General features: G+C 70.7%; 17 protein-coding genes and 2 pseudogenes. 15 read left to right on the forward strand and 4 right to left on the reverse strand.

The annotated features are described in order from the left end of the window. Positions 1-104: 104 nt before the first annotated feature. A complete protein-coding gene (locus ACWDRW_RS29780; protein ID WP_451728123.1) occupies positions 105-866 on the forward strand; it encodes a FadR/GntR family transcriptional regulator in 762 nt (253 codons plus the stop codon). A gap of 491 nt (positions 867-1,357) precedes the next feature. Here ACWDRW_RS29780 and ACWDRW_RS29785 read toward each other — a convergent pair whose 3' ends face one another. After that, complete coding sequence (locus ACWDRW_RS29785) at positions 1,358-2,326, reverse strand: alpha/beta fold hydrolase (protein WP_451728125.1); 969 nt, start codon at positions 2,324-2,326, stop codon at positions 1,358-1,360. Positions 2,327-2,424: 98 nt separating this feature from the next. Here ACWDRW_RS29785 and ACWDRW_RS29790 point away from each other — a divergent pair, with 98 nt between their 5' ends. The 7 genes and pseudogenes from ACWDRW_RS29790 to ACWDRW_RS29820 all read left to right on the forward strand — a co-directional run bounded on the left by ACWDRW_RS29790 (position 2,425) and on the right by ACWDRW_RS29820 (position 10,044). Continuing rightward, positions 2,425-3,039, forward strand: a complete 615-nt coding sequence (locus tag ACWDRW_RS29790; RefSeq protein WP_451728128.1) for a TetR/AcrR family transcriptional regulator — start codon at positions 2,425-2,427, stop codon at positions 3,037-3,039. Positions 3,040-3,151: 112 nt separating this feature from the next. Continuing rightward, complete coding sequence (locus tag ACWDRW_RS29795; RefSeq protein WP_451728131.1) at positions 3,152-3,874, forward strand: hotdog fold domain-containing protein; 723 nt, start codon at positions 3,152-3,154, stop codon at positions 3,872-3,874. Between the two features lie 132 nt (positions 3,875-4,006). Beyond that, a pseudogene (locus ACWDRW_RS29800) lies at positions 4,007-4,102 on the forward strand (DinB family protein); the annotation flags it as partial. Between the two features lie 39 nt (positions 4,103-4,141). Next, positions 4,142-4,939, forward strand: a complete 798-nt coding sequence (locus ACWDRW_RS29805; protein WP_451728167.1) for a hypothetical protein — start codon at positions 4,142-4,144, stop codon at positions 4,937-4,939. Positions 4,940-5,291: 352 nt separating this feature from the next. Further along, positions 5,292-5,609 carry a CU044_2847 family protein gene (locus tag ACWDRW_RS29810; RefSeq protein ID WP_451728134.1) on the forward strand — a complete coding sequence of 106 codons (318 nt, stop codon included), beginning with the start codon at positions 5,292-5,294 and terminating at the stop codon, positions 5,607-5,609. A 2-nt stretch (positions 5,610-5,611) separates the two neighbouring features. After that, positions 5,612-9,193, forward strand: a complete 3,582-nt coding sequence (locus tag ACWDRW_RS29815; RefSeq protein ID WP_451728137.1) for a tetratricopeptide repeat protein — start codon at positions 5,612-5,614, stop codon at positions 9,191-9,193. A gap of 398 nt (positions 9,194-9,591) precedes the next feature. After that, complete coding sequence (locus tag ACWDRW_RS29820; protein WP_451728140.1) at positions 9,592-10,044, forward strand: SsgA family sporulation/cell division regulator; 453 nt, start codon at positions 9,592-9,594, stop codon at positions 10,042-10,044. Between the two features lie 36 nt (positions 10,045-10,080). On the opposite strand, the gene ACWDRW_RS29825 is transcribed toward ACWDRW_RS29820, so the two are convergent. Continuing rightward, positions 10,081-11,310, reverse strand: a complete 1,230-nt coding sequence (locus ACWDRW_RS29825; RefSeq protein WP_451728142.1) for a PP2C family protein-serine/threonine phosphatase — start codon at positions 11,308-11,310, stop codon at positions 10,081-10,083. Positions 11,311-11,521: 211 nt separating this feature from the next. Here ACWDRW_RS29825 and ACWDRW_RS29830 point away from each other — a divergent pair, with 211 nt between their 5' ends. The 6 genes from ACWDRW_RS29830 (at position 11,522) to ACWDRW_RS29855 (ending at position 18,696) form a co-directional block, all read left to right on the forward strand. Continuing rightward, positions 11,522-12,697: a M20 family metallopeptidase gene (locus tag ACWDRW_RS29830; RefSeq protein WP_451728145.1), complete on the forward strand. Its 1,176-nt coding sequence runs from the start codon at positions 11,522-11,524 to the stop codon at positions 12,695-12,697. Between the two features lie 21 nt (positions 12,698-12,718). Beyond that, on the forward strand, positions 12,719-13,765 hold the full coding sequence (locus tag ACWDRW_RS29835; RefSeq protein WP_451728148.1) for a DUF5937 family protein: 1,047 nt from the start codon (positions 12,719-12,721) through the stop codon (positions 13,763-13,765). A 22-nt stretch (positions 13,766-13,787) separates the two neighbouring features. Further along, positions 13,788-14,318 carry a hypothetical protein gene (locus ACWDRW_RS29840; RefSeq protein WP_451728151.1) on the forward strand — a complete coding sequence of 177 codons (531 nt, stop codon included), beginning with the start codon at positions 13,788-13,790 and terminating at the stop codon, positions 14,316-14,318. Positions 14,319-14,980: 662 nt separating this feature from the next. Continuing rightward, a complete protein-coding gene (locus tag ACWDRW_RS29845) occupies positions 14,981-16,384 on the forward strand; it encodes an alpha/beta fold hydrolase (RefSeq protein WP_451728153.1) in 1,404 nt (467 codons plus the stop codon). Between the two features lie 14 nt (positions 16,385-16,398). Further along, complete coding sequence (locus ACWDRW_RS29850; RefSeq protein WP_451728156.1) at positions 16,399-18,051, forward strand: alpha/beta fold hydrolase; 1,653 nt, start codon at positions 16,399-16,401, stop codon at positions 18,049-18,051. Between the two features lie 285 nt (positions 18,052-18,336). After that, entirely contained in the window at positions 18,337-18,696 is a 360-nt protein-coding gene (locus tag ACWDRW_RS29855; protein ID WP_451728159.1) for a low affinity iron permease family protein, read from the forward strand. A gap of 305 nt (positions 18,697-19,001) precedes the next feature. On the opposite strand, the gene ACWDRW_RS29860 is transcribed toward ACWDRW_RS29855, so the two are convergent. Continuing rightward, positions 19,002-19,604, reverse strand: a complete 603-nt coding sequence (locus tag ACWDRW_RS29860; RefSeq protein WP_451728162.1) for a 2'-5' RNA ligase family protein — start codon at positions 19,602-19,604, stop codon at positions 19,002-19,004. 35 nt (positions 19,605-19,639) lie between these two features. Beyond that, on the reverse strand, positions 19,640-21,115 hold the full coding sequence (locus tag ACWDRW_RS29865) for an XRE family transcriptional regulator (protein WP_451728164.1): 1,476 nt from the start codon (positions 21,113-21,115) through the stop codon (positions 19,640-19,642). Positions 21,116-21,353: 238 nt separating this feature from the next. Here ACWDRW_RS29865 and ACWDRW_RS29870 point away from each other — a divergent pair. Continuing rightward, positions 21,354-21,670: pseudogene (locus tag ACWDRW_RS29870) on the forward strand (hypothetical protein); the annotation flags it as partial.

A 21,670-nucleotide genomic window follows, 5' to 3' on the forward strand; every position in this document is an offset into this window, starting at 1 on the left:
TCGGCCCGCTGGACAGGCGCGCGAGTCCCAGGCGACAGCGGTTCCCTGCCCGGCCATCAGCAGAGTGAATTGAATATGATGAATATGAATGTATTGGAGCTGACGTGACCTCCACTTCCGATGTACGCGTGCACGCCAGTGGCGCGGGCGCCGCCACGACGGCCGGAGCCGGCCGCGCCGAGCGGGCGGCGCAGCGCGTCACCGAACTGGTCGAGAGCGTTCCGCCCGGGTCCCGGCTCGGCACCAAGGAGGCACTGCGCACCCTGTGCGAGGTGTCCGTCGGCACCTTCAACGAGGCGTTGCGCCTGCTGCAGGCCCGCGGCCTGGTCACGGTCAAGCCCGGGCCCGGAGGCGGCATCTTCAGCGCCGAGCAGTCCCCCATGGTCCGCCTCGGCAACTCCGTCCTCGCCCTGGACGCCCGGGCGAGCCACGTCGCCGACGCCGTCCGCATCCGCGACGCCCTGGACCCGCTGCTGATCGAAGACGCCCTCTGGCACGCTTCACCGGCCGACATCGCCGGGCTGCGCCCACACGTCACCTCCATGGAACACGCCATGGCGGCCGCCGACCCGGTCGCCTTGGTCCACGCCGACTGGCGACTGCACGCCGCCATCGCCGCGATCAGCCCGAACGTGCTCCTCAGCTCGCTCTATACCAACCTGCTCGACCTGATCGAGTCCCACACCCTGTCGGTGCTGGCGACCGCCGAGCAGCCGCCGGCCGAGTACGTCACCGACCGGCACCAACTCCACCGCGCCCTGGTCGACGCCCTTGACCGACGCGACCGCGAGGAAGCGCGGCGCCTGATCCACGAGCACAAAACGGCATCCGCGGCATCCCCGGACGGGCCGGGTGGACACCCCTGACCGGCAGGAACCAGCCCGGGCCGACTCTCTGGCCGGCGTCCCAGTGCGGGCGCCGACCGCCGCACCGAGGCCGAGCAGGCAAGAGCAGCGAGAACGCTCACCCTGTCGGCGGCGATTAGCGCGGACCGTCGCGCCGCCGCGCTGTACCGCCCTCACGCGCATGATTATGTGCGGTATGACGGCCGTACCGATCACTTCTGCGACCTGCACGGACACCAGATCGAGCCGTCCTGCGAGATCTCTTCCGTACAGCTGCCCCGGGGTGAGTAACCGGTCGGGTCGGCATTGCCGTCGATCGCGTAGGACACCAACTGGGCGGGGCTCTTGATCCCCTGGGGCCTGGTCGAACGCCTTCTGCGAGCCTCGGGCAGGACTTGGCCGACCCCGGCTGATCGACCCGGTTCACCGGCCGGGCCCGGCACTCGCCCTCGCCGCGTGCGACGGATCACGCGCCGAGTGCAGGAGTGCCGTGGCGGTCGGGCCAGGCTTCATCAGCGAAGTGCGGACTCCGTGCTGTTGGCCCCGGCGCCGGTGTGGCGCAGGATCTCGTCGGCCAGGCGCGCGTCCAGTGCGGCGGGCAGGGTGTGGCCCATGCCCTCGACCATGACCAGTCGGGCGCCGGGCACTGCGGCGGCGGTGGCCTCGGCATGCGCGGGCGGGAACATGGGGTCCTCGGTGCCGTGCAGGACCAGGGTCGGTGCGGTGATGCGGGACAGGTCGGCCGTGGCGCCCGTACCGGCGGCGCCCGCGAGGGCGTGGTTGAGCCCGGCGCCGAGATCACGGGCCCGCTCGTACACCCGCCGCTCCATCGCCCGGTACTCGGCCTCGTCGAACGGCAGTACCGACCCGTGGAGCACTCTCCACAGCGGCAGCCGAGCGGCGAGGTAACCCTCCACGCCCGCCGCGGGATCGGGGAAGGACGAAGCGAGCGCCACCAGCAAGTCGGTGCTGGGAGGGGGCAGTTCGCCCAGGAGCGCGGGTTCCCCCGCCAGGGCGCGTTGCACCGCCGCCGCGGTGTCCGTGCCGAGGGGCTGGGAGGACAGGCTGGTCAGGGTCAGCACCCGGTGGGGGTGGGTGACGGCCAGCCGTTGCGCGATGAGCCCGCCGAGAGAGGCGCCGACCACGTGGGCCCGAGCGACTCCGAACGCGTCGAGGACGGCCAGCGCGTCGTCGGCCATGTCGGCCACGGTGTAGGGGTGGGCGGCGAAGTCGACGGTGGAGGAGCGGCCGACGTCACGGTGGTCGTACCGGATGACCCGACGGCCTCCGTCGACCAGGCGCGTCACCAACCCGTCGTTCCACTGCACGCCCTGCGCCTGCGCGCCCATGACCAGCAGCACCGTCGGGTGGTCCGGCGAGCCGAACTCCTCCGTCCACAGCTCCAGTTCGCCGGCGCGGACGAGCCGCTCGCGGCCCGTGAGGGTCTGGTGGTTCGTGTGGTCCAGTTCATTTTCCTGCATGGTCGTTCAAGATAATGGTCCCGGGCCGACTCCGCACGCCCTTTCCGCGACGGACGCGGGTTGGACGCCGTGCCCCCGTGCCGGGCACCCTGATCTCCATGGCCGGAGTCAAGGGACAGGTGCAGAAGCGGGGCGTCGAGCGCCGGCGCGCGATGGTGGACGCCGCGATCGAACTGTTCGCGCAGCAAGGCGTGCGCGGCACCGGCGTGGCCGCGATCGCCGAGCGCGCGGGCGCCACCCCGTCCGCCCTCATCCACCACTTCGGCAGCAAGGACGGCCTCGTCCGGGCCGTCCTGGAGGAAGCCGACCGACGCGCCCTGGAACGGCTGTCCGTCCCCCAGAACGCCGAACCCGGCCTCACCGAGGCGTTCGACTGGTTCATCCGCGACGCCGAGCACACCGCCGCCACCGAAAGGGAGTTGGCGGCCCTGCACACCACCCTCACCGCGGAGAATCTCCAGCCCGGTTCCGTTCTCCACACGTGGTTCCAGGACCGTGGGCGAGCGCTGCGCACCCACCTCGCGGCACTGTTCACGCGGGCCGCGGCCGACGGTTCCGCGCGGTCCGATCTCGACCCGCCGCTGTTGGCCGCCGAGGTGGCCGCGTTCCTGGAAGGCGCCCACCTGCTCTGGCTGCTCGATCCCGAGCAGGTGGACCTGACCGCCCTGCACCGCAGTTACTTCCAGGGGCTGACCACCCGGCTGCGGCCATGAGACGGCTACTGAGCCGCCCACATACCCTCCCAGGGGCGCAAGCCGACCGGCACGTGCACGCCTGGCCACCACCGGCCAGCCTCGCCCTTCCGGGTGTGGTGAAGTGGGGATCATGACGACGAGTGACGCGATCGTGGTGCCAGAGCTGTACTCCGGCTACCCCGGGGTTGCCTTCGGCGGTTACATCGCCGGTGTGCTGGCCCAGCGGTCAGGGGCGAAGACGGTACGGGTGAACTTCCGCGGGCCGGTGCCCGTCGAGACGCCCGTGCGGCTCGCCGAAGCGACAGACGGGCGCGTGGAGCTGGGCGACGTCGAGCAACCTCTTGCTGCGGCGCATCCCGCGGAGTTGCTGCTCGACACCCCGGCCGCACCCTCCTGGGACGAGGCGATGGCCGCGTCCGAGCAGTTCCGGGCGGCACCGCCGTCGGGCGTGGTCGACTGCTTCGGCTGCGGCCTGCGCACCGCCGACCGAGGACTGCGGGTGTACTGCGCCCCAATCCCGGACCGCGACCTGGTGGCCTCCGCCTGGACCCCGTCCCCCACCTTCGCCGATCCGGACGGCCTGCTCCCGACCCCCCTGGTCTGGGGCGCCCTGGACTGCCCCGGCCACTGGGCGGGCCACTTCCTCGGCACCCAACGCCCGGGCGCCGTCACCGCGGCCCTCACCGGAACGGTGCTGCGCCCCGTCGTCGCGGGCGAGCCGCACATCTCGTACGCCTGGCTGCTGTCGGAGTCCGGCCGCAAGCACATGATGGGCGTGGCGCTGGCCACGGCCGAGGGCGAACTCTGCGCCGTCTCCGAGTCCTTGTGGATCGACCCCAGGCCTGCTGCCTGACATCGCCGGTGGCTGATCAAGGCGACGAGATCCGGGACGCGCCGCTCGGAGAACAATCCGTTGTAGCAGGCGGCGCAGATCGGTCGGCGGCGAGCTCCTTGACGACGCGTGTACTTCTGGGAGCCGGTGCGCGGCGGCCAGGATCTCGACTCCGAGACATTCGCCTACGCGGGAACCACTGACGAGGCGCTGCAGCAGCTCGATGAGCCGTACGGGAGATGGAACGCCCCTGGTCCCCTGGACCTCCGCCCTTTACGATCAACGCCCATGTCCACCACCACCTCGCCCATACCCGTCCTCCGCGGCTCCGGCGGAACCACTCTCCAGGCAGAGGAAGACGCCCTCGTCCTGCTCCGGTGGCGCAAGGAGAAGCGGATCCCGCTCCAGGCCGTTCGCCAGGTCCGCGCGGAGGGCCGTGCCCTCGCCGTGGAGCTCACCGCCCCGGCCGGTACAACCCCCACTCTGTTCCGGGTACGGGGCGTGAGCGCGGCGGCGGCCACGGTGTTCGCCGACGCGGTCACCGCGCGCCTGCCCGAGGAGCAGGAGGCCGACGGCGCGGCCCTCGTCACCGAAGGCACACCGGCAGAGCCCGAGGACGCGGCGTACTGGCGCGCGGTCAAGGCTGGTGGGTGGGTCCTCGGCCTGGGTACCGTCGGGGTGGCCGTGGCCATGGCGATCGTGGGGTCGGGGTATCTCGCGCTCCTCTTCCTGATCGTCAACCCCGTGACCCTGGGCATCGCCGTGCTCGGTCTCTACGCGATGAGGATGCCGTACTACGAGTGGTACCTGCCCCGGTACGGCATCACCGTCGAGGCGGTGTACCGCGGCCCCCGGAACTACGCCTACACCGACCTGCACGGCACGGCCCGGACCGCCTCTGTCGCGGGCAACGCACCGACCAGACGGGTCGCCTACCATCCGGACAGGCCCGGCGAGGCGTTCGCCGCGTACTCCTGGATCCGCAAGGTGTCCCGCACCCTCTTCTGCCTGGCGTGCTGCCTCATCGGCCTCTCACTCTTCGCCTTCAACATCTACTTGGCCGTCGACGGCTTCCAGCGCGGCTGACCGATCCTTCAGCACGAGGTTCACAGGTCACGCCGGTGTCCCGCTCGATGGCTCGGAGCGGGTGCGAGGGCGCGGACTCGGGGCTCGGTGAACTACCGCTTGAGCACTTCCACAAGACCGGTCAGGCTGTCGCGTTCGCGGCTCGCGGCGACTCCGCGGCGGAACAGGTCAAGGACCGCGCGGTCGGCACCGACGCGTCGACGGTACGCGGGACACGTGCCTCCTGTCGTGAGAACGACCGAGGTACGCACACGAGACCGGCCATAGTGTTGCCCGTGTTCCGGTGGGCAGGACACAATCACCGTCCAGGCAGGGGGCATTGACGGCAGAGCGGTGGATACGGGGGGACAACATGGGGCAGCCGATTCTGGTGCGGGCGGGGGGCACCGAGTTCTACGCGGAGGTGTCAGACGGCGGTGGTCCACAGCCGGTCGGGTTGGGGGACGCGCTGTCCTTCGACGGCGTACGCGACATGATCGAGGCCGTGGGTGGGCATCTGTCCGCCGCCTGGGAGAGCGCCAAGCCCGCCGAGGCCACCGTGAGCTTCGGCGTCAACCTGTCGACCAAGACCGGAAGGCTTTCCGGGCTCTTGGTCGAAGGCGGCGGCTCGGCGTCGTTGGAAATCACCCTTACCTGGAAGTACGACACCGACGGCGCCGCAGCGCCGTGACCATGGGCGGGTCCGCGCACACCGACGGGGATCGCGAACTGCGGCGCCACGTCGTGAAAGTGGTCGGCGAGGCCGGGAGGACCCTCGGCACCGGCTTCTTCGCCGCGCCCGGCCTGGTGCTCACCGCGGCCCATGTCGTCGGGGACGAGCAGGTCGTGGAGTTGGTGGCGGCAGCCGCCGCGTACGAGACGACGCACGAGGGGAGGTCCGACAAGGAGCACGAGCTGAAGCTGAGTGCACGCGTCGTTGCCCGGTCCCGGCCCCGCACCGAGGGCGCGCTGTGGCCCTTCCCCGATCTGGCGGTGCTGCGCATCACCACGGTCCCGCTGCCCGAGCACCCGTGTGTCCGCCTCGCCCCGACCGACCCGGACCCCGAGCAGGACTGCCGGACCTGGGGGTTCGCACGTCGCGAGTACGGGATCGAGCCCTACGGCTCACCCGCGACCTTCCGCTGCGAAGGCGTCGAGGGGGACGGCAGCCTCCGGTTGAAGGGCGGGCAGGCGAGCCCGGGCTTGTCCGGAGCGCCGCTCGTGTGCCCGCGCAGCCGCGCCGTGGTCGCCGTGATCACCGCATCGCGTGACATCGACGGCGATCTCGGCGGTTGGGCGACCCCGATCTCCGCCCTCCTGCCCGGCAAGCACCTCGAGAACGAACTGGAGTCCTGGGGACGAGAGTTACTCACCCGCAGCGAAGAGACGTTCCTCGCCGACCGCGCCTCGTGGAACCGCGTCCTGCCCATGCGCGATCACCCGGGGCACGCCGCCCTGAGTCGCCCCTGGGGCACCTTCAATCGTGGCCCCAGGACCAGCCCCGCCGATCTCCTGCGCGCCGACTACGGCATCGTGCCGTACGCCTTCCGCGACGACGCACTCGCCGACATCGAGCGCTGGTGCGAACAACCGCAGGCCATCGCACTGGCCCAGGTGGCGGCGCCTGGCGGGGCCGGAAAAACCCGCTTCGCCCTGGAGGTGGCACGGCGCACCCTCGCACGCGGCTGGGCCGGCGGACTGTGGACCCGCGAACGGGACACCGGCGCCCTCGCGGCCCTCGCCCTGCCCCGACTGGCGATCGTCGATTACGCGGAGGCCGTCGACACAGCGTCTCTGTGCGGCCTGTTGGAGATCCTGAGCGCCCACGCGTCGCCCGCGGCCCCGGTACGGGTCCTGCTGCTCACTCGAGGGCAGGGTACATCGGCGCGGGCACCCCTGACGCGCCTCGACGAGGACGCCCCGGCCGCGCTGCGCGCCGTCCTCGACCACGCCGAGGACATCACCGCCGCCGTGCGCCCACTCGACCCCGAGGAACGCGCGACACTCCACGACCGCGCCGTCCACGCTTTCGCCGAAGCCTGGGGCGTCACTCTGCCGACACGTGACAGCGCCCGCCCCGACCTGACGGGGGATGCGTACGGGCGCCCCTTGGATGTGCTCTTCGAGGCGTACGACACCGTCCTCGGGGGTGGATCGGGTGACGAGCGAGTACCCGGCGTGGATCGGGTGTTGAGCCACGAGCGCCGCTACTGGGACACCACCGCGCCGGCCGTCCCCGGACTCGGAGACGCCGCACGGCGCCGGGCCGTCGCGGCAGCCACGCTCGCCGCGGCGGACGACGGAACACAGGCCCACGCCCTGCTCGCCGCCGCCCTCCCGGACCTCGGGATCGACGACCGGCAGACGGTCGTGGACTGGCTCGCCGACGCCTACACCGGCGACGCCCTGCTCAACCCACTGCGCCCCGACCGACTCGGCGAGGCATTGCTGGCGAGCGAGTTGGCGCAGGAGCAGCGCGCCGGGACCGTGTCAGGGGCGCGTACGCCGCTACTCGAAGCGGTGCTCGGACTCCCGCATGACACTCAAGTTGCCCACGCCCTGGACGTGTTGGCGCGACTCGCCGCATCAACGCCCACGGTGATCCCGGCCATCGCGCGCGCCCTGACCGCACGACTGACCGACCTGGTCGAGCGGGCCACGACCGCCGCGAAGGGCACCGCCCGGCACCCGGCGCGCCCCGAACTCGCCGGGAGTCTGCTGCGCTGCCTGGACGGACCGGTGCTCGCCGAAACGGCCGCCGGTGTCGAGGGCGGCGACATCGCGCACGCCTGCCTCCGCCTCGGTGACCTGGCACGGTCGACCGGCGGCGGGCGCGTGGGCGAGGCGCTGTACGAGCGGGCCCGTGAATTGCACGAGGCATGTGCCGATACGTACCCGACGCGCCGGCTGCGCCCCGAACTGGCCGCCGTGTACGGCAGGTTGGGTGACGCGGCCCGCGCCCGAGGCGATTTCCGGCAGGCCGCCGAACGGCATCGCCAGGCCCTGCGGCACGTCGAGGAACTCCTCGCCGCCGACCCGACCGATCGGACCTTCCTGCGCGCGGCGGCCGTCGCGCACGACCGACTCGGCGAACTCGCTCGCCTGGCCCGGGACTGGGACGAAAGCGAGCGCCGCTACCGCCGTTCCCTCGGCATTCTGCGGACGATGGCGGAGCCCGGAGCGCAGCCCGAGGAGGACGTCCAGGAACTCCAACGGGACACCGGCGTGGCGTACAACCGCCTGGGCGATCTCCTGCGCGGCCGGGGTCGTATCGCCGAGGCGCTGGCCCACCACGGCCACGCCCTGTCCATCACCGAGACCCTGCTCGCCGGCTCCCCCGACGACGCCGTACTCCGGCGCGATCTCGCCGTCGGTCACGGACGACTCGGTGAACTCCACCGCGAACAGGGCGATCTCGACCTTGCGGAGCGGCGCTTCGGTCAATCCCTGCGGATTCGCGAGGAGCTGGCGCGCCACGAACCGGCCAACGCCACGTTCCGGCGCGATCTCGCCCTCGGGTACGCACGGCTCGCCGAATTGGCGGCAGAACGCGCCGACTCACAGCGCGCTCGCGAGCTGTACCGCCGAAGTCTCACACTCTCCGAGGAGCTGGCCGACGGCGAGCCCGACAACGTGGTCTACCGGCGGGACGTGGAGGTGGTGCGCCAGCACCTCACCACGCTGGCGGCGAAGGCCGATCGGCAGGATCGACAACCGCTCGCGATCGGTCGGTTGATGTCCACCTTCGCGGAATGCTCAGGCGTGGCCGACGGCGTCGACCTGGACGACGCCGACACCGCCGACGTGCCTTTCGCCGTACTCGGCTACGACTCCATGGCACTGCTCCAGGTCGTCGGCCTGCTCCAGCGTGAATACGGCGTGACCTTCGACGAGGAGGAACTCAACGACGCCCACACACCCGGTCGACTCCTGAGCCTGGTGAACAGGACCGTCGGCTCGGAGCACGACACGGAGACATCCGACCACGCGGCGACCCAACTCCCGCCCACAGAGCGCGAGATCCAGTCCTGGCTCGCCGCGCGCATCACCCATCACACCGGCATCGGGACAGTGGCTATCCTGCCCGACGTGCCCGTCAACGAAATCGACGGCTTCAACTCGGTGGTGTTCACCCAACTGGTGGACGACATCGAGAAAACCTACGGCGTCTATCTGCCCATCAGCATGAGCTGGGTAACCACCACCACACTGCACCACCTCGCCCAACGCCTCACCGCCGCCGTCACCGCCGCCCATCCGGCGACCACTGCTTGACCCACGTCCGTCGGGGTGGCACCAAGGTTGGGCACGGACGCGACTCAGGGGATTGACGCTTGACGCCGGCCGCCGCTCGGGGGGCCGGCAAGACACCTGCCCGCGTATCAGCGATGCACCAGTGATCGCCGTCTCCGGCTCTCTTGAATGAGCGCTTTCAGGCGGTACGCCGTCATTCCTGCGCTCCGTGCTGCCCGCGTTGTCGCCGGAAGGCGAGAAGCGGCCGGACGGGGGTACTCGGATGTTGATGCGGGGCGCACGGGTACGGACCACGGTGACAGGGTGTCGCTGTACATCTCTCCGGACGCGGGTTCCCAGTCGAGTGACGGATGTTCCGCACGGTGCGGGGCGTCGAAGCCGAGAACTGACCGAAGCACCGTACCGGCCGGAGGGGCAACATGAGCGGCAACAAGTTCGAGTCAGGCGAGAAGAACCGGGCGACCAGCGGGCTGAATCCGTTGTCCTTGAACGTGTATCGGGTGATGGGCAAATCCACGACCCCGCTGCGGGCCGACCTCTCCTACGACCCCGCCGACCCCCTGTTCGTGACCTTCGTGTTCCGGCCGCGGGGCGATGTGGCCGTGAGCTGGCAGATCAGCCGTGACCTCCTGCGCGACGGACTGCTCCGACCCAGTGGCACCGGCGACGTCCGGATCTGGCCGACGCTGCACAGAGGTCGTGCCGTCACGCGGATGCGCCTGCGAGGTCGGGGCGCCTCGGCCCTCTTCCAGGCCTGCCTGCCTGAGCTCCAGGACTGGCTGATGCGGACCTACGAGTTGGTGCCGCCGGGCACGGAACTCGACGATGCCGACTGGGACGCCGCCTTCCGCGCCCTGCTCGACGGCATGTGACGAGCACAGGGCGGGGGCGTCACTCGCCCAGGCGCGTCACAGGCGGATGACGACAAGGGCCGTGTCATCGGTGTTGCCGCCGACGGGCAGAAGGTCGGCCAGGAGTGCTTCGGCCAAGGCCTCGGGGTCGGCGTGCCGGTGTCGGGTGAGGGAGTCGGCCAAGCGGGCCAGGCCCACGTCGATGTCCTCACCGCGGCGTTCGATCAGACCATCGGTGTAGAGAACCAGCGTGGCGCCCTGGACGAACGGCATCGTGGCCTGAGGACGCAGGGCGTGTTCGACACGGGCGCCGAGGGGCGGGTCCGTGGCCCCGTCCAGGAAACCCACTGCGCCGTCCGGTTGGGCAAGAGCGGGCGGCGGGTGGCCGGCGCTGCTGTAGGTGATGGTGTTGTCGTCCCAGTCGATGAAGGCCGTCGCGACCGTGCTCGTCTCGGCGCCGTCGACAAAACGGGCATACAGACCGAGGGCTTCCAGGGCCTGAGCCGGGCCGTCGGCGACCCGGGTGGCCGCGCTCAGCGCGCTGCGCAGCTGCCCCATGACGCATGCGGCCGCCAGCCCGTGGCCCACCACGTCGCCGACGGCCACCGCGAGGCGGTCATCAGGCAGGTCGACCAGGTCGTACCAGTCGCCGCACACGTTCAGAGCGCCGACGGCCGGCCGGTAGCGCACGGCCGCCTGATGATGCCCCAGCGGTCTGGGGGCAGGAAGCAGCGCCTCCTGAAGAGCCAGGGCGACCTCCCGCTCGCGCGCGTGCGCGCTGCGCAGGCGTTCGTTGACTTCCTGCAGTTCCCGAGCCCGGGTGTAGAGCTCGGCCTCCAGTACGCGTGACCGGCTGTCGCCACCCGGTCCGCCCCGGGCCCGCAGGAGTTCGGTCACCTCCTCCACCCGGTGCACGAGCAGCACGACCTCCCCGTCAGGGCCGACAACGGGCGCGTTGACCGGGCTCCAGAAGTGCTCCTGCCAATGGCCGGGCCGCTCAGTATCCTCAATGTCGTAGCGGACCACCGCCATGGTGTCGCGTTCGCCGGTGGCCACCGCACGCAGCATGGATTCCCGTGTCTCGCGCATCCCGGCCGCGGCCGGATCATTGGGGTTCTCGGGGAAGACGTCGAAAATGTAGCGGCCCATCAACTGCTCGCGGGTGCGACCGGCGAGTCGTTCGAAGTCCTCATTGACGTCGACGTACACCAACTCGGGCGTCAGGAGCGCCACCATGCCGGGCAAGGCCCGAAAGACAGCCGCGTAGTCGATCTGCGGTTCCCTCATGTACAGCCTGCCTCGGCATGTGACGTCATGACATGTTTTTCTACGGCAAGTACGAACAAGCCATGCTACCCAAGGCCTGCCGTCGCCTTCGCCAGATGTGTAACTGTGGGTTGCCTCGGGCGCGGTAATCGGCCGCCACTCCCCCGTACCCCGCCGCACCCTCGTCGTACGTGACAGCACGTCATCGTGCCGTCGTACGAGAGGAGTCCCGATGCCGTCCTTGCAGGCGCTGGCCGCCGAACTGGCCGCGCTGCGGCCCCGGATGGAGGCCGTCAGCCTGGCCATCCACGCCCGCCCCGAGTTGAAGTTCGCCGAGTTCCACGCCCAGCAGGTGCTGACGCGGTGGCTCGCCGAAGCGGGTTTTGCGGTGACCGCGCCCGCCGGCGGTCTGGACACCGCCTTCGTGGCCGTGCACCAGGGCGGGCGCCCGGGACCGTACATCGCCGTGCTCGCGGAGTACGACGCCCTGCCCGGTGTCGGGCACGGCTGTGGCCACAATCTGATCGCGGCCGGCGGGGTGGCCGCGGCCGTCGCCGTCGTGCGGGCGCTGCCCGCGCACCCCGGCACGGTCACCGTGATCGGCACACCCGGTGAGGAGATGGGCGGCGCGGGCAAGGTACGGCTGGCCGAGGCGGGCGTCTTCGACGAAGTGGACGCGGCGGTGATGTTCCACCCCGGGGACCGCTGGCTGACCGGCCGGCCAGGGCTCGCGGCGGCCCATCTGCGTGTGGTGTTCACCGGGGTCGCCGCGCACGCCTCGGTCTCACCGTGGCAGGGGCGCAGCGCGCTGGCCGCCGCCCAACTGTTCCTCAACGCCCTGGACTCCCTGCGGCAGTTCGTGCCGCCGAGCGCACGGGTGCACGGCATCGTCGTCGACGGCGGTCAGGCGCCCAACGTGATCCCCGCGCGGGCCGCGGTCGACCTGTACGTCCGCGACCGTACGGCCGCGTCGGCCGAGGCGCTGGTGGAGCGGGTGCGGGCCGCGGCCGCGGGGGCCGCTCTCGCCACGCAGACTCAGGCGGAGGTCCGCGAGACCGGCCCGCTGTACGCGGAGCGGCGCAACAACAGCGCTCTCGCCGAACGGTTCGCCGTCGCGGTGCGCGCACTCGGCGCGGACATCGCACCGTACGACCCCGACAGTCCCGCCGGGTCCTCCGACATCGGCAACCTCTCGCAGCTGATGCCGGTCATCCACCCGTACGTTCAGGTCGCTGAGGTCGGCACGCCCGCGCACTCCGAGGCCATGCGGGACGCCGCGGCGACGCCCCTCGCCCACGACCGCACACAGATCGCGGCGACCGGACTCGCCGACGTGGTCGCCGCCTTGCTCACCGAGCCGGAGGTGATGGCGGCCGCGAGGTCCGAGTTCGAGGGAGCGCACGTGTGAGAGCCCCGTACACTCCCGCTCATGTCGGTCGTGTTCGTCCTGGAAGGCGCCGTTCCCGACCGGTTCACGGTGGCCGTGTCCCCCCTCGCGGAACTCGCCGCGAGCCTGCACGTGCTCACCGGACAGGACCACCACGCCGAACACGCCGCCTGGGCCGAGAGGACGACCGCTGCCGCGCCGGCCGCCTTCCGTGCCGGACTGCGGCGGTTCGCCCCGCTGTGGACACCGCTGCGCTGGCGGGGCTTCTACCCCGGGCTGGAGTCGCCGCCGGCCCAACTGCCCGTGGACCGGTTCGCGGAACTCACCGCGTACACCTGCGCCAGCGGCTACCGCGCCTTCCACTTCGACCGGGTGTTGCACGACGGGGACCAGGCGCGTGCGCTGCGCCAGGCCGCGTCCGGACTGCCGGACGGGCACTTGGCCCTCGCCGAGGACCTGCTCCACGACCCAGAGGCCCTGCGCGCCGATCTCGTCGCCTTCCTCGACCTGAGCCGCCGCGTCTACTTCGACGAACTATGGGCGCGGACCGAGCCCGCCCTGTCCCGAGCCGCGCACCGGATGCGCCGCAGGCTCGTGGACGAAGGGCCCACCGCCGCGCTGCTCTCGCTCAGCCCGTCCAGCGTCCGCTTGGACAGCCCCGCCCGGGTCGTCCTCGACAAGGTGCACCACGCGGTGATCAGCCCGGCCCGTTCACCTCTGCTGCTAATCCCTACGTGGTACGGCGCTCCGCACCTGTTGGTGAAGGACGAGCCGGGACTGGCGCCCGTCGTCCACTTCCCCGTGGAATCCCCGGACGTCGGCGTCACGCTGGCCCGCAGCCGCATGCTGGCGCTCACCGACCCGCGCCGGGTACGGCTGTGCCGTCTGATCGCGCGCCAGGCGATGACCACCGCCGACCTGGCGGACCGGCTGTCGATGACCCGCCCGCAGGTCTCGCGGCATCTGCGCGCACTGCGCGACCTGGGCCTGGTGCGGGTGGAACGCCGCGGCCGCTACGTGCACTACGGGTTGGACCTCACCGCCGTCGAGCGCATCGGACGGGACGTGGCGGTGGCCCTGCAGTACTGAACGTCCGGCCGAGGAGGACCGCATGACATCCCGCTACCCGATCGTGGAGTACCGGCGGCTGCGGCCATGGCGACCATGGAACCGGCGCGCGCGGCGCCGTCCCCTGGTGGCAGGACGCCATCAAGTCCTCGTGCACACCATCGACGGAAGGTACGGGACCGGACCGGCCGATCCCGCCCGATGCGCCGCCATGACCTTGGTCGACGTCCGCCCCGACAGGCCCATTCACGTCCGTTGGAACCTGCTGGCGCGCGGCAGCGAGCTGGACTTCCCCGTCACGGTGACGTTCCTCCTCTCGGTGGAGGGCCCCGTAGCGGTCGCATACAGCCGGCACACGGGCGCCCCATGGGACGTAGGCCACGTCCTCTCCCAGGACCCCAGAGCGTCGCAACTGAACCGGGAGTACACCGAGGAAGACGGGGGCGGGCTGCGCCGGGCTCTGCTCGCGCTGCTCGAGTCCCGACCGGCCCACCAGGAGATCGCCGGGGTGCGGGTGGACCTGGGGGGTGTGAGCGTGGGCCGGCCCCAGTACCGGTGCGGCGACGAGGCGTGAAGCAACCGGGGTCCGTACGTGACCGGGCGTGTGCCCGCCGTACGGGACCGGGCCTGAGCCCTCGTACGTGACCGGCCTGTGCTCAAGTACGTGCCTCTCCTCGCTGTGTCCGGCTCAGTGCAGCCGAGCCGCGGCGTCGGCTGCGCGGCTTGGCGCAGGGTCTTGGTGACGCCAGTGACGACCACGGTGACACGGCGTGCACCGCCCGCATGGCCATACCCGCAGTAAGCGCGAGGGCTCCGCCACCCGCCGACTGGGTGACCGGGGACATCGCCCGGGTCCGAGGTGGGGCTGCTCCAAGTGGAGGCCACGAGTGGTGGCGGCCCTGGCCCGAACGCAGGCTGGCGTACGCGCCCTGCCTGGCCAATCGGCGGGGCGCAGCCATGCCAACCGTCCCCCGACCGCAGCGGCCAGGGATGTCACAGAGACGAGATCACATGGCGGAACACGACATCGGCCCCGGCCCTCTGCCCTCCATCTCCGGAACCGGGACGCCCGTACGGAGCCGGGCTCCGCACCTCCATCGACGACTCGGCCGGAGAGCGCGCACGAAGGCCGCGTTCCTCGCGGCCTGTCTGGGTGTCCTCGGTGCGGTCGGTACTGCCCCGAGCAGCGCCCACTCGACTGTCGGCGGGACGCCGCCGGGGCATCCGGGTCGGTTCGTGCCGGGCCCCTGCCCGCAGACTCCCGAGCCGGTCCCCGGGCAGTGCGGCTTCCTGGAGGTCCCCGAGAACCGCGAGCACCGCACGGGACGGACCATCCGGCTGGCCGTCGCGATCATCCCGGCCGCGTCGAAGAGGCCGGCCGGGGACCCCGTGGTGTTCATGGAGGGAGGTCCCGGCGGCGACGCGTTCGGAGCCATCCCCTTCCTGATCGACTCCCAGGTGAACCAGGACCGCGACCTGATCGTCATGGCCCAGCGCGGCGCCCTGTACTCACAGCCGAACCTCGCCTGCCCGGAGATGGACCGGTTCAACGCCGCCGCCGTGGGACTGCCCTACGACGCGCCCTCCACCGGACGTGGCCTGGTGCGCGCGGCGAAGGCATGCCGTGACCGTCTGACGGCCGAGGGCAACGACCTCTCGGCCTACAACACCACCGAGAACGCGGCGGACTTCGACGCCCTCCGCAAGGCGTTGGGCATCAAGAAGTGGAACGTCTACGGCTACTCGTACGGCACCGACCTGGGCCTGACCTACCTGCGCAAGCACCCCCGGGGCATCCGCTCGCTGGCGATCGACTCGGTCGTACCTCCGCAGACCGTGAGCCTGCCGTGGGCCTGGGACAGCGCCCAGGAGGGCATCAACGCGATCTTCGCGGCGTGTGAGGCACAGCCCGCCTGCGAATCCCGCTACCCGGACCTCGCCCGCACGCTCACGGAACAGGTCCGACGGCTGGAGGCGAACCCTCTGCGGCTGACCGTACCGCCGCCCGGCGGCGGAACCCCGGTGAAGGTCGTCCTCGACGGGGGCACGCTGGTGAACCTGCTCGTCACCAACGGCCAACTGGTACCACCCAAGGACGTCCCGGCGGCGCTCTACGAACTCGCCCACGGTGATCCGGAACGCCTCGCGCGGGCTCAGGCCGCCGGCGCGACGCCCGCCATCGGTGAGTTCGCCCACGGGCTGACGCACTCCGTTGCCTGCGCCGAGTGGGCTCCAGGCTTCTCCAAGCGCGACGTACTGGAGGCCGGCCGCCGGGCCTTCCCCGGCTGGCCGGACTCGGTGCTGGCCCACGCACCCCAGTTGCCCTTCGAGCACGACCTGTGCCGGGTCTGGAACGTCCCGGACCGCACCGCGGTCCAGCGCGTGGCCACCCACAGCAGGAAGCCCGTGCTCATCATCACTGGCACCTTCGACGCCAAGACCGGGGCGAGCTGGGGGCCCTTCGCCGGCCGCACCCTGCCCCGCTCGACCGCCGTGGTGATCCCCGGAATCACCCACTGGGTGGTGCCCCAGGAGCCCTGCGCCGCGTCCGTCCTGCGCTCCTTCCTGGCGCGGCCGAGCGCGCCCGACACCGGCTGCGTGCCCGGAGTCGAACCCCAGCCGTTCACCATCATCCCCTGACCGGAGTACACACGATGTCCCCAGCAACGCCACCCAGCCGGCGTCCCGCGAGACGGGTACCGGCAACGCTGGCCACCGCCACGGCCGGCGCCCTCGTCGCCGGGCTCGTCGCGATGCCCGCACACGCCGGGCCGCGCACCGACGGCCCGATCGGCACGGTCGCCCGTACGGTGCACGGCGCCCACTTCGAACCGGGCCCCTGCCCCCGGACCGCGGACCCGATCCCCGATCTCGCGCGCGCCCGCTGCGGCACCCTGACCGTGCCGGAGAACCGCTCCAAGGGTCAGGGCGGGGGCCACGGTCAGGGCCACGGCCAAGGCCACGGACCCAAGGAGCCCAAGGCCCACGGCGGACGCACGATCACCCTCGCCGTCGCGATCATGCCCGCCAAGAGCAGCCGCCCCTCGCCCGACCCGATCGTGTGGCTCGCCGGCGGACCCGGCGACGACGCGGTCTCCGAGATCCCGATGGCGCTCGCCGGCAACCTCAACCGCGACCGCGACGTGATCTTCATGTCCCAGCGCGGCACCTACTCCGCCGACCCGGAGCTCACCTGCCCGAACATCGACCGGTTCAACGCCCACGCCCTGGGTCTGGTCTCCAACACCCCCTCCACCAGGCGCCTGCATGTCCAGGCAACGAGGGACTGCCGTGACCGCGTGGACGCCAAGGGCGCCGATCGCGGCACCTACGACGACATCGAGAGCTCAGCCGACTACGACGCCCTGCGCAGGGCGCTGGGTGTGCGCAAGTGGAACGTCTTCGGCATCTCCTACGGCACCCACCTGGCGCTCAACTACATGCGGCTGCACCCCAAGGGCATCCGCTCGGTCGGCATCGACGGTGTCCTGCCGCCCTCGATCGCCGGCGGGGCCGTGACCTGGAAGGCGGCACGAGAGGGATTCGACGGCCTGTTCAAGGCCTGCACGGAGCAGTCCTCCTGCAACTCGCGCTATCCGAACCTGAAGGCCACGTTCCTCCGCCTCGTCAGTGAGCTGGAGGCGAATCCGATCACCGCCACCGTCACGGTCCCGGTCCACCCGGAACCGGTGAAGGTCGTGCTGGACGGCAGCAACCTGGTCACCTGGCTGACCTCGGCCACCCACGTGGCCGAAGGAGTGCCGCGTTCCATCGACGAACTCGCCCACGGCAACCCGCAGCGGATCGCCGAGCAGCTCGCGGGCGGCAAGTACAGCCCGCAGGCCATCGGACGGATCGCCCACGGGCTGGTCTACGGCATCTTCTGCAGCCAGTGGACCCCGTACGAGAGCCGGGCCGACATCATCGAGGGCGGGCGCCGCGCGTTCCCGTCGTTCCCCCGGTCGATGCTGCCCAACGCCCCGCAACTCGCCTGGCTGCACGACGACTGCCGTGCCTGGGACGTTCCCCCGGCGCCCCCGTGGGTCCGGGATGTGACCCGCAGCGACATCCCGACCCTCGCCCTGTCCGGCGGGTTCGACGCCCAGACGGCACCGAGCAACGGCGCGTACGTCGCCCGCACGCTGAGCCGTTCCACCGCCGTCACGGTCCCCTACGTCGCGCACGTGGTCTTCGCCGACTCGCCGTGCGCGCAGACGATCACCACGTCGTTCTTCGCCCGCCCGAACGCACCGGACACCAGCTGCCTCGCGGGACTCCAGCCGCCGCAGTTCGAGGTCGCACCGTAGAGCGTCGGCCGGCGACCGCCGCCACAGCTACCGCAGGGGCTTGCATCCACCAGCTGAGGGGTGCAAGCCCTCGCGGCATGGAGACGGGGTCGGTGACGACGCGCACGAGAGAGGCCTCCCGCCGCCGCAACACGCAGTGCAGACACGACCACGAACTGGCGCCTCGCTTCCTACGGGGTCCGGCGGCCCCGGACCCAGAGGGCGCCCGCCCCATGGGCGGGCTGATGGTGGGAACACGGGTCGTGCTCTGTTCTGCCCTGTTCTGCTCCGTCGGAGGCGGTGGTCATGACCGTTCAGCATCCTGCCGCGCGAACGGGCGGACGATTCAAGCGTCTGTCCCAGGCAGCGGCGCACTTCACCAGCTCCCCGCCCTTCTACGTCATCTGCCTGACCTTGGTGGCCTTCTTCATCGCCGCCCATGCGGCTCATCTCGGGGAGACATGGCTGATCCTGGCCGGGGACCTGATGACCGCGGTGACCCTGCTGCTCCTGGCCCTTCTCAAAAACTCCGAGCAGCGAGCCGAGCACGCGATCCAGCGAAAGCTGGACGCCATCGCCGCCGCGCTCCTGGAGGAACGGGAAGGCGAGACGGGCGAGGCCACGAAGGATCTGCGAAACGCCATCAGGATGGACGAAGAGGTCTGATCAGCCACGCGCGCATCCCCTCATGGGAGGAGAGAGCCAATCACGCTCCCCTCTCGTGAAGCAGGTGATTCGTAACCAGCCCCATCCCTCGCCTCCTCCCGCCAGCGGGAAATCTCCGCACATGCCGTGAGAGTGCTGAGGTGGCCGACGTCGAGCACCCCAGGGGCATCCGCTGGCGGAGGCCGGAATGACGCCGAGCACGCTGCACGCATGCTCACTGGTTAGGCCGCCGTAGGCGACCTCGCGTGCTCGAGGTCATCGCACTCCTGGCTGCACGCGTCGGCTGTCACGCGTGCGTTACTGGGCTACCCAAGCGGGACTCTGGCGAAGGGTGTCCACTCGTACATGGCGTGATCGCGGTGAATCACGATGAGCTCGGCTGTCGAGATGCGGACCTGCGCGGGGGCAGCTTCGAACCCCGACAGTGCCCGACCGATCGGATCCGCCGGACCGTCACTCGCGCTGTAGGCGACGGAGATGTGCGGGGCGAACCCCTCGGCCCGCTCGGGAATGTCTCCGAGGACGTCGCCGATGGCTGTGCGGATCGCGTCCCTGACGGCTCTCACTGGTCCGTCGGGGTGGACGGGCAGCAGTACCGCCTCCGGATCGACGACCGCTGGTCCGACTTTCAAGTCGAAGGCGGGCACGTTGGCCAGCTGAGCACCCGCGGCTTCAGCGATGGCGTGGACGTCGGCTTCCTTGATCTCTTCGACGAAGCCGATTCCCTGCATGGTCAGGTGAAGCCACTGATCGGGAATGAGGGTGAGACTGTCTCCGAGCGGCGCGAGAACAGCTCGGTACTCGGCCGCCAGCCGGTGCATGTCACCCTGGCCCTCGAACGTGAGATGCCAGGTGTAGAAACGGCGGCCCACGCTCCAGCCGGGTCGCCACCACCAGTGGTTCCGCATCGTCTCCGGTTGAGTCGTCATAGCTCGCGATCAAATCAGCCGGAGCCTTGTTCTGACGAGAGCGCGAGGTGGCGCGGAGCGGAGTCAAGGCAGAAGTTCTCGATGGCTGCGTGGAGCCCAACCGCGGTCCGGCTCGTTGCGGGCGGACGCCCGGCATTGACGGGCAGTTCGCTCAGGCGTCGAGTGACTGGTTCTAGCCGGTGGTCCGGTGGAAGCGCGAACACTGGTGCGAGCGCTTCTGCCGCACCCTCTGCCTCGCCCGTCGTCAGGTGCGCCGCGGCCTGGCTGATGTGGATCTGCGCCTCCGTGCCGTATGCCCGGACAGGCTCAGCCCGCATCAGCTCGAGGGCATGGTCGGCAGCGCGCAAAGCCTCCTTTGGGCGGCCGATGCGCAACTGTACGGCCGCTGCGTAGTTCTGCTGACGGGCAGGATGACACGAGAAGATCCCACCGATGTCGTCCTCGCTCGCAATGCACGAGCGGGCCTCCTCGGCCCGCCTGAGTGCCCGCAGTGATTCGCTCTCCGCGGCGCATTGGGACCATGCGTCGGCTTCCTGACAGGCGAGAAGGACTGCGACCGTGCCGGTTGGGCGATACGTGGCTCCGCGCCGGGCATGGTGAACGGCGTCCCGCAGACGTCCGTCCCAGAACGCGACCTTGGACCTCGTCGACAACACCCACGCGCGCAACTCGTTGTGCCCGGCCAGTTCAGCGCACAACCACGCGGTGCGGCCTTGTGTGTCGGCGTCTCGAAGCTGGCCGAGATCCGACGACATCCACGCCAGCAGCCCACACAGATACCCGGCAGCCACGAACAGGTCGGAGGACTGGCGCGGGTACTGGTGACCTTCGAGGAGCGCGAAGACCCGGTCACGAAGCACCCTTGTGCGGACGAAGAGAGCGAGGGCGTCGGAGGTGAGGTACGCCTGGGCCAACTCGCATGTGTCGGCCATGAGCTGTTCGACAGCGATGTCGCCGACGTTGGTTGCCTCAGCCCATTGCGCCCAGGTCGCGGACTCGTCTGCGGCGAGCCGAACAAGTTCCCTGCCGGTCGGCTCTGCCGAGGCTGTCAGGACAACAGGGGCTACGGGCTGAGACGGTCCTCGGGTGGCCTCACCGGTGAGCAGACGAAGGTCACCTTCCGGCAGCGCCTTGCGGTCATCGAGGTCCAGCAGGTCCTCGGGGCGGCAGGCGTAGACGTCGGCCATGGCCAGCAAGACGGGCAAACTGGGACGGCGCGATGAGGGGCCCGGCCACTTCTCCCACTTGCCGACGAGCGAGGCATCAGCGGCGATGGCCTCAGAAGAACGCTGACTGCTTGACTGGGTAATGCGGTCGCCCGCTTCTTGCAAGGTCCAGCCGTGGGCATGCCGCCACGCTTCCCGGGAGCGCATTCGGTAGCGAGCCCGCAGCTCGACGGCAATCTCAGCGACCGTGCAACCGGCGGTTCGCATTTCGTGGCGGAGAGCGTCCCGGTCGGCCTTGGAACCGGGCTTGACGCGGTCGTTCATGGGCGGACTCCTGCGCAAGGTCGGTGCACTTACCGTAGCGCCGCAGTGGCTCAAGCAGCCCTAGCTGACCACAGTTCGGGGAGCGCGATCGTCCAAGACGGTGTCCGTAGGGCCAAGTTGTTCCTGGTCAAGGCCGGGCCCAGTGTCCAGAAAAGTTGGTCACTGTCGCTCGTGACGCTGCGTGCCCCTGTTGAAACCGTAGGAGTCCCACTCAGCCAGCCAGCGAGGGAGCATCGACATGACCAGGAGTACAGTCCCGAACGGCACTTTCCCACCAGCGAGTTCGCCGCCCGCCACCACGGTTCAGGGCTGGCTGGCCTCCGCGCACCCCTCCCCCGGCGCGGTGCACGGCGAGTGGGGTGGAACAGCCGGTCTCGCCCTGATCCCATTAGGGCGGCGATTCGATGCGGTCCGTCTCTCCGAGGACCTCGTCCGCGGTGTGGCCGGGATCAGTGACCCGCCTACCGTGAACGACTGGCTCGGCTGGACCTTCAACAGCCGTCCCGTCATCCACGACCCCAGCGGCAGCCGCTACTACGCCCTCGTGCCGCCCGG

It is taken from the genome of Streptomyces sp. NPDC003635 (genome assembly GCF_053587635.1).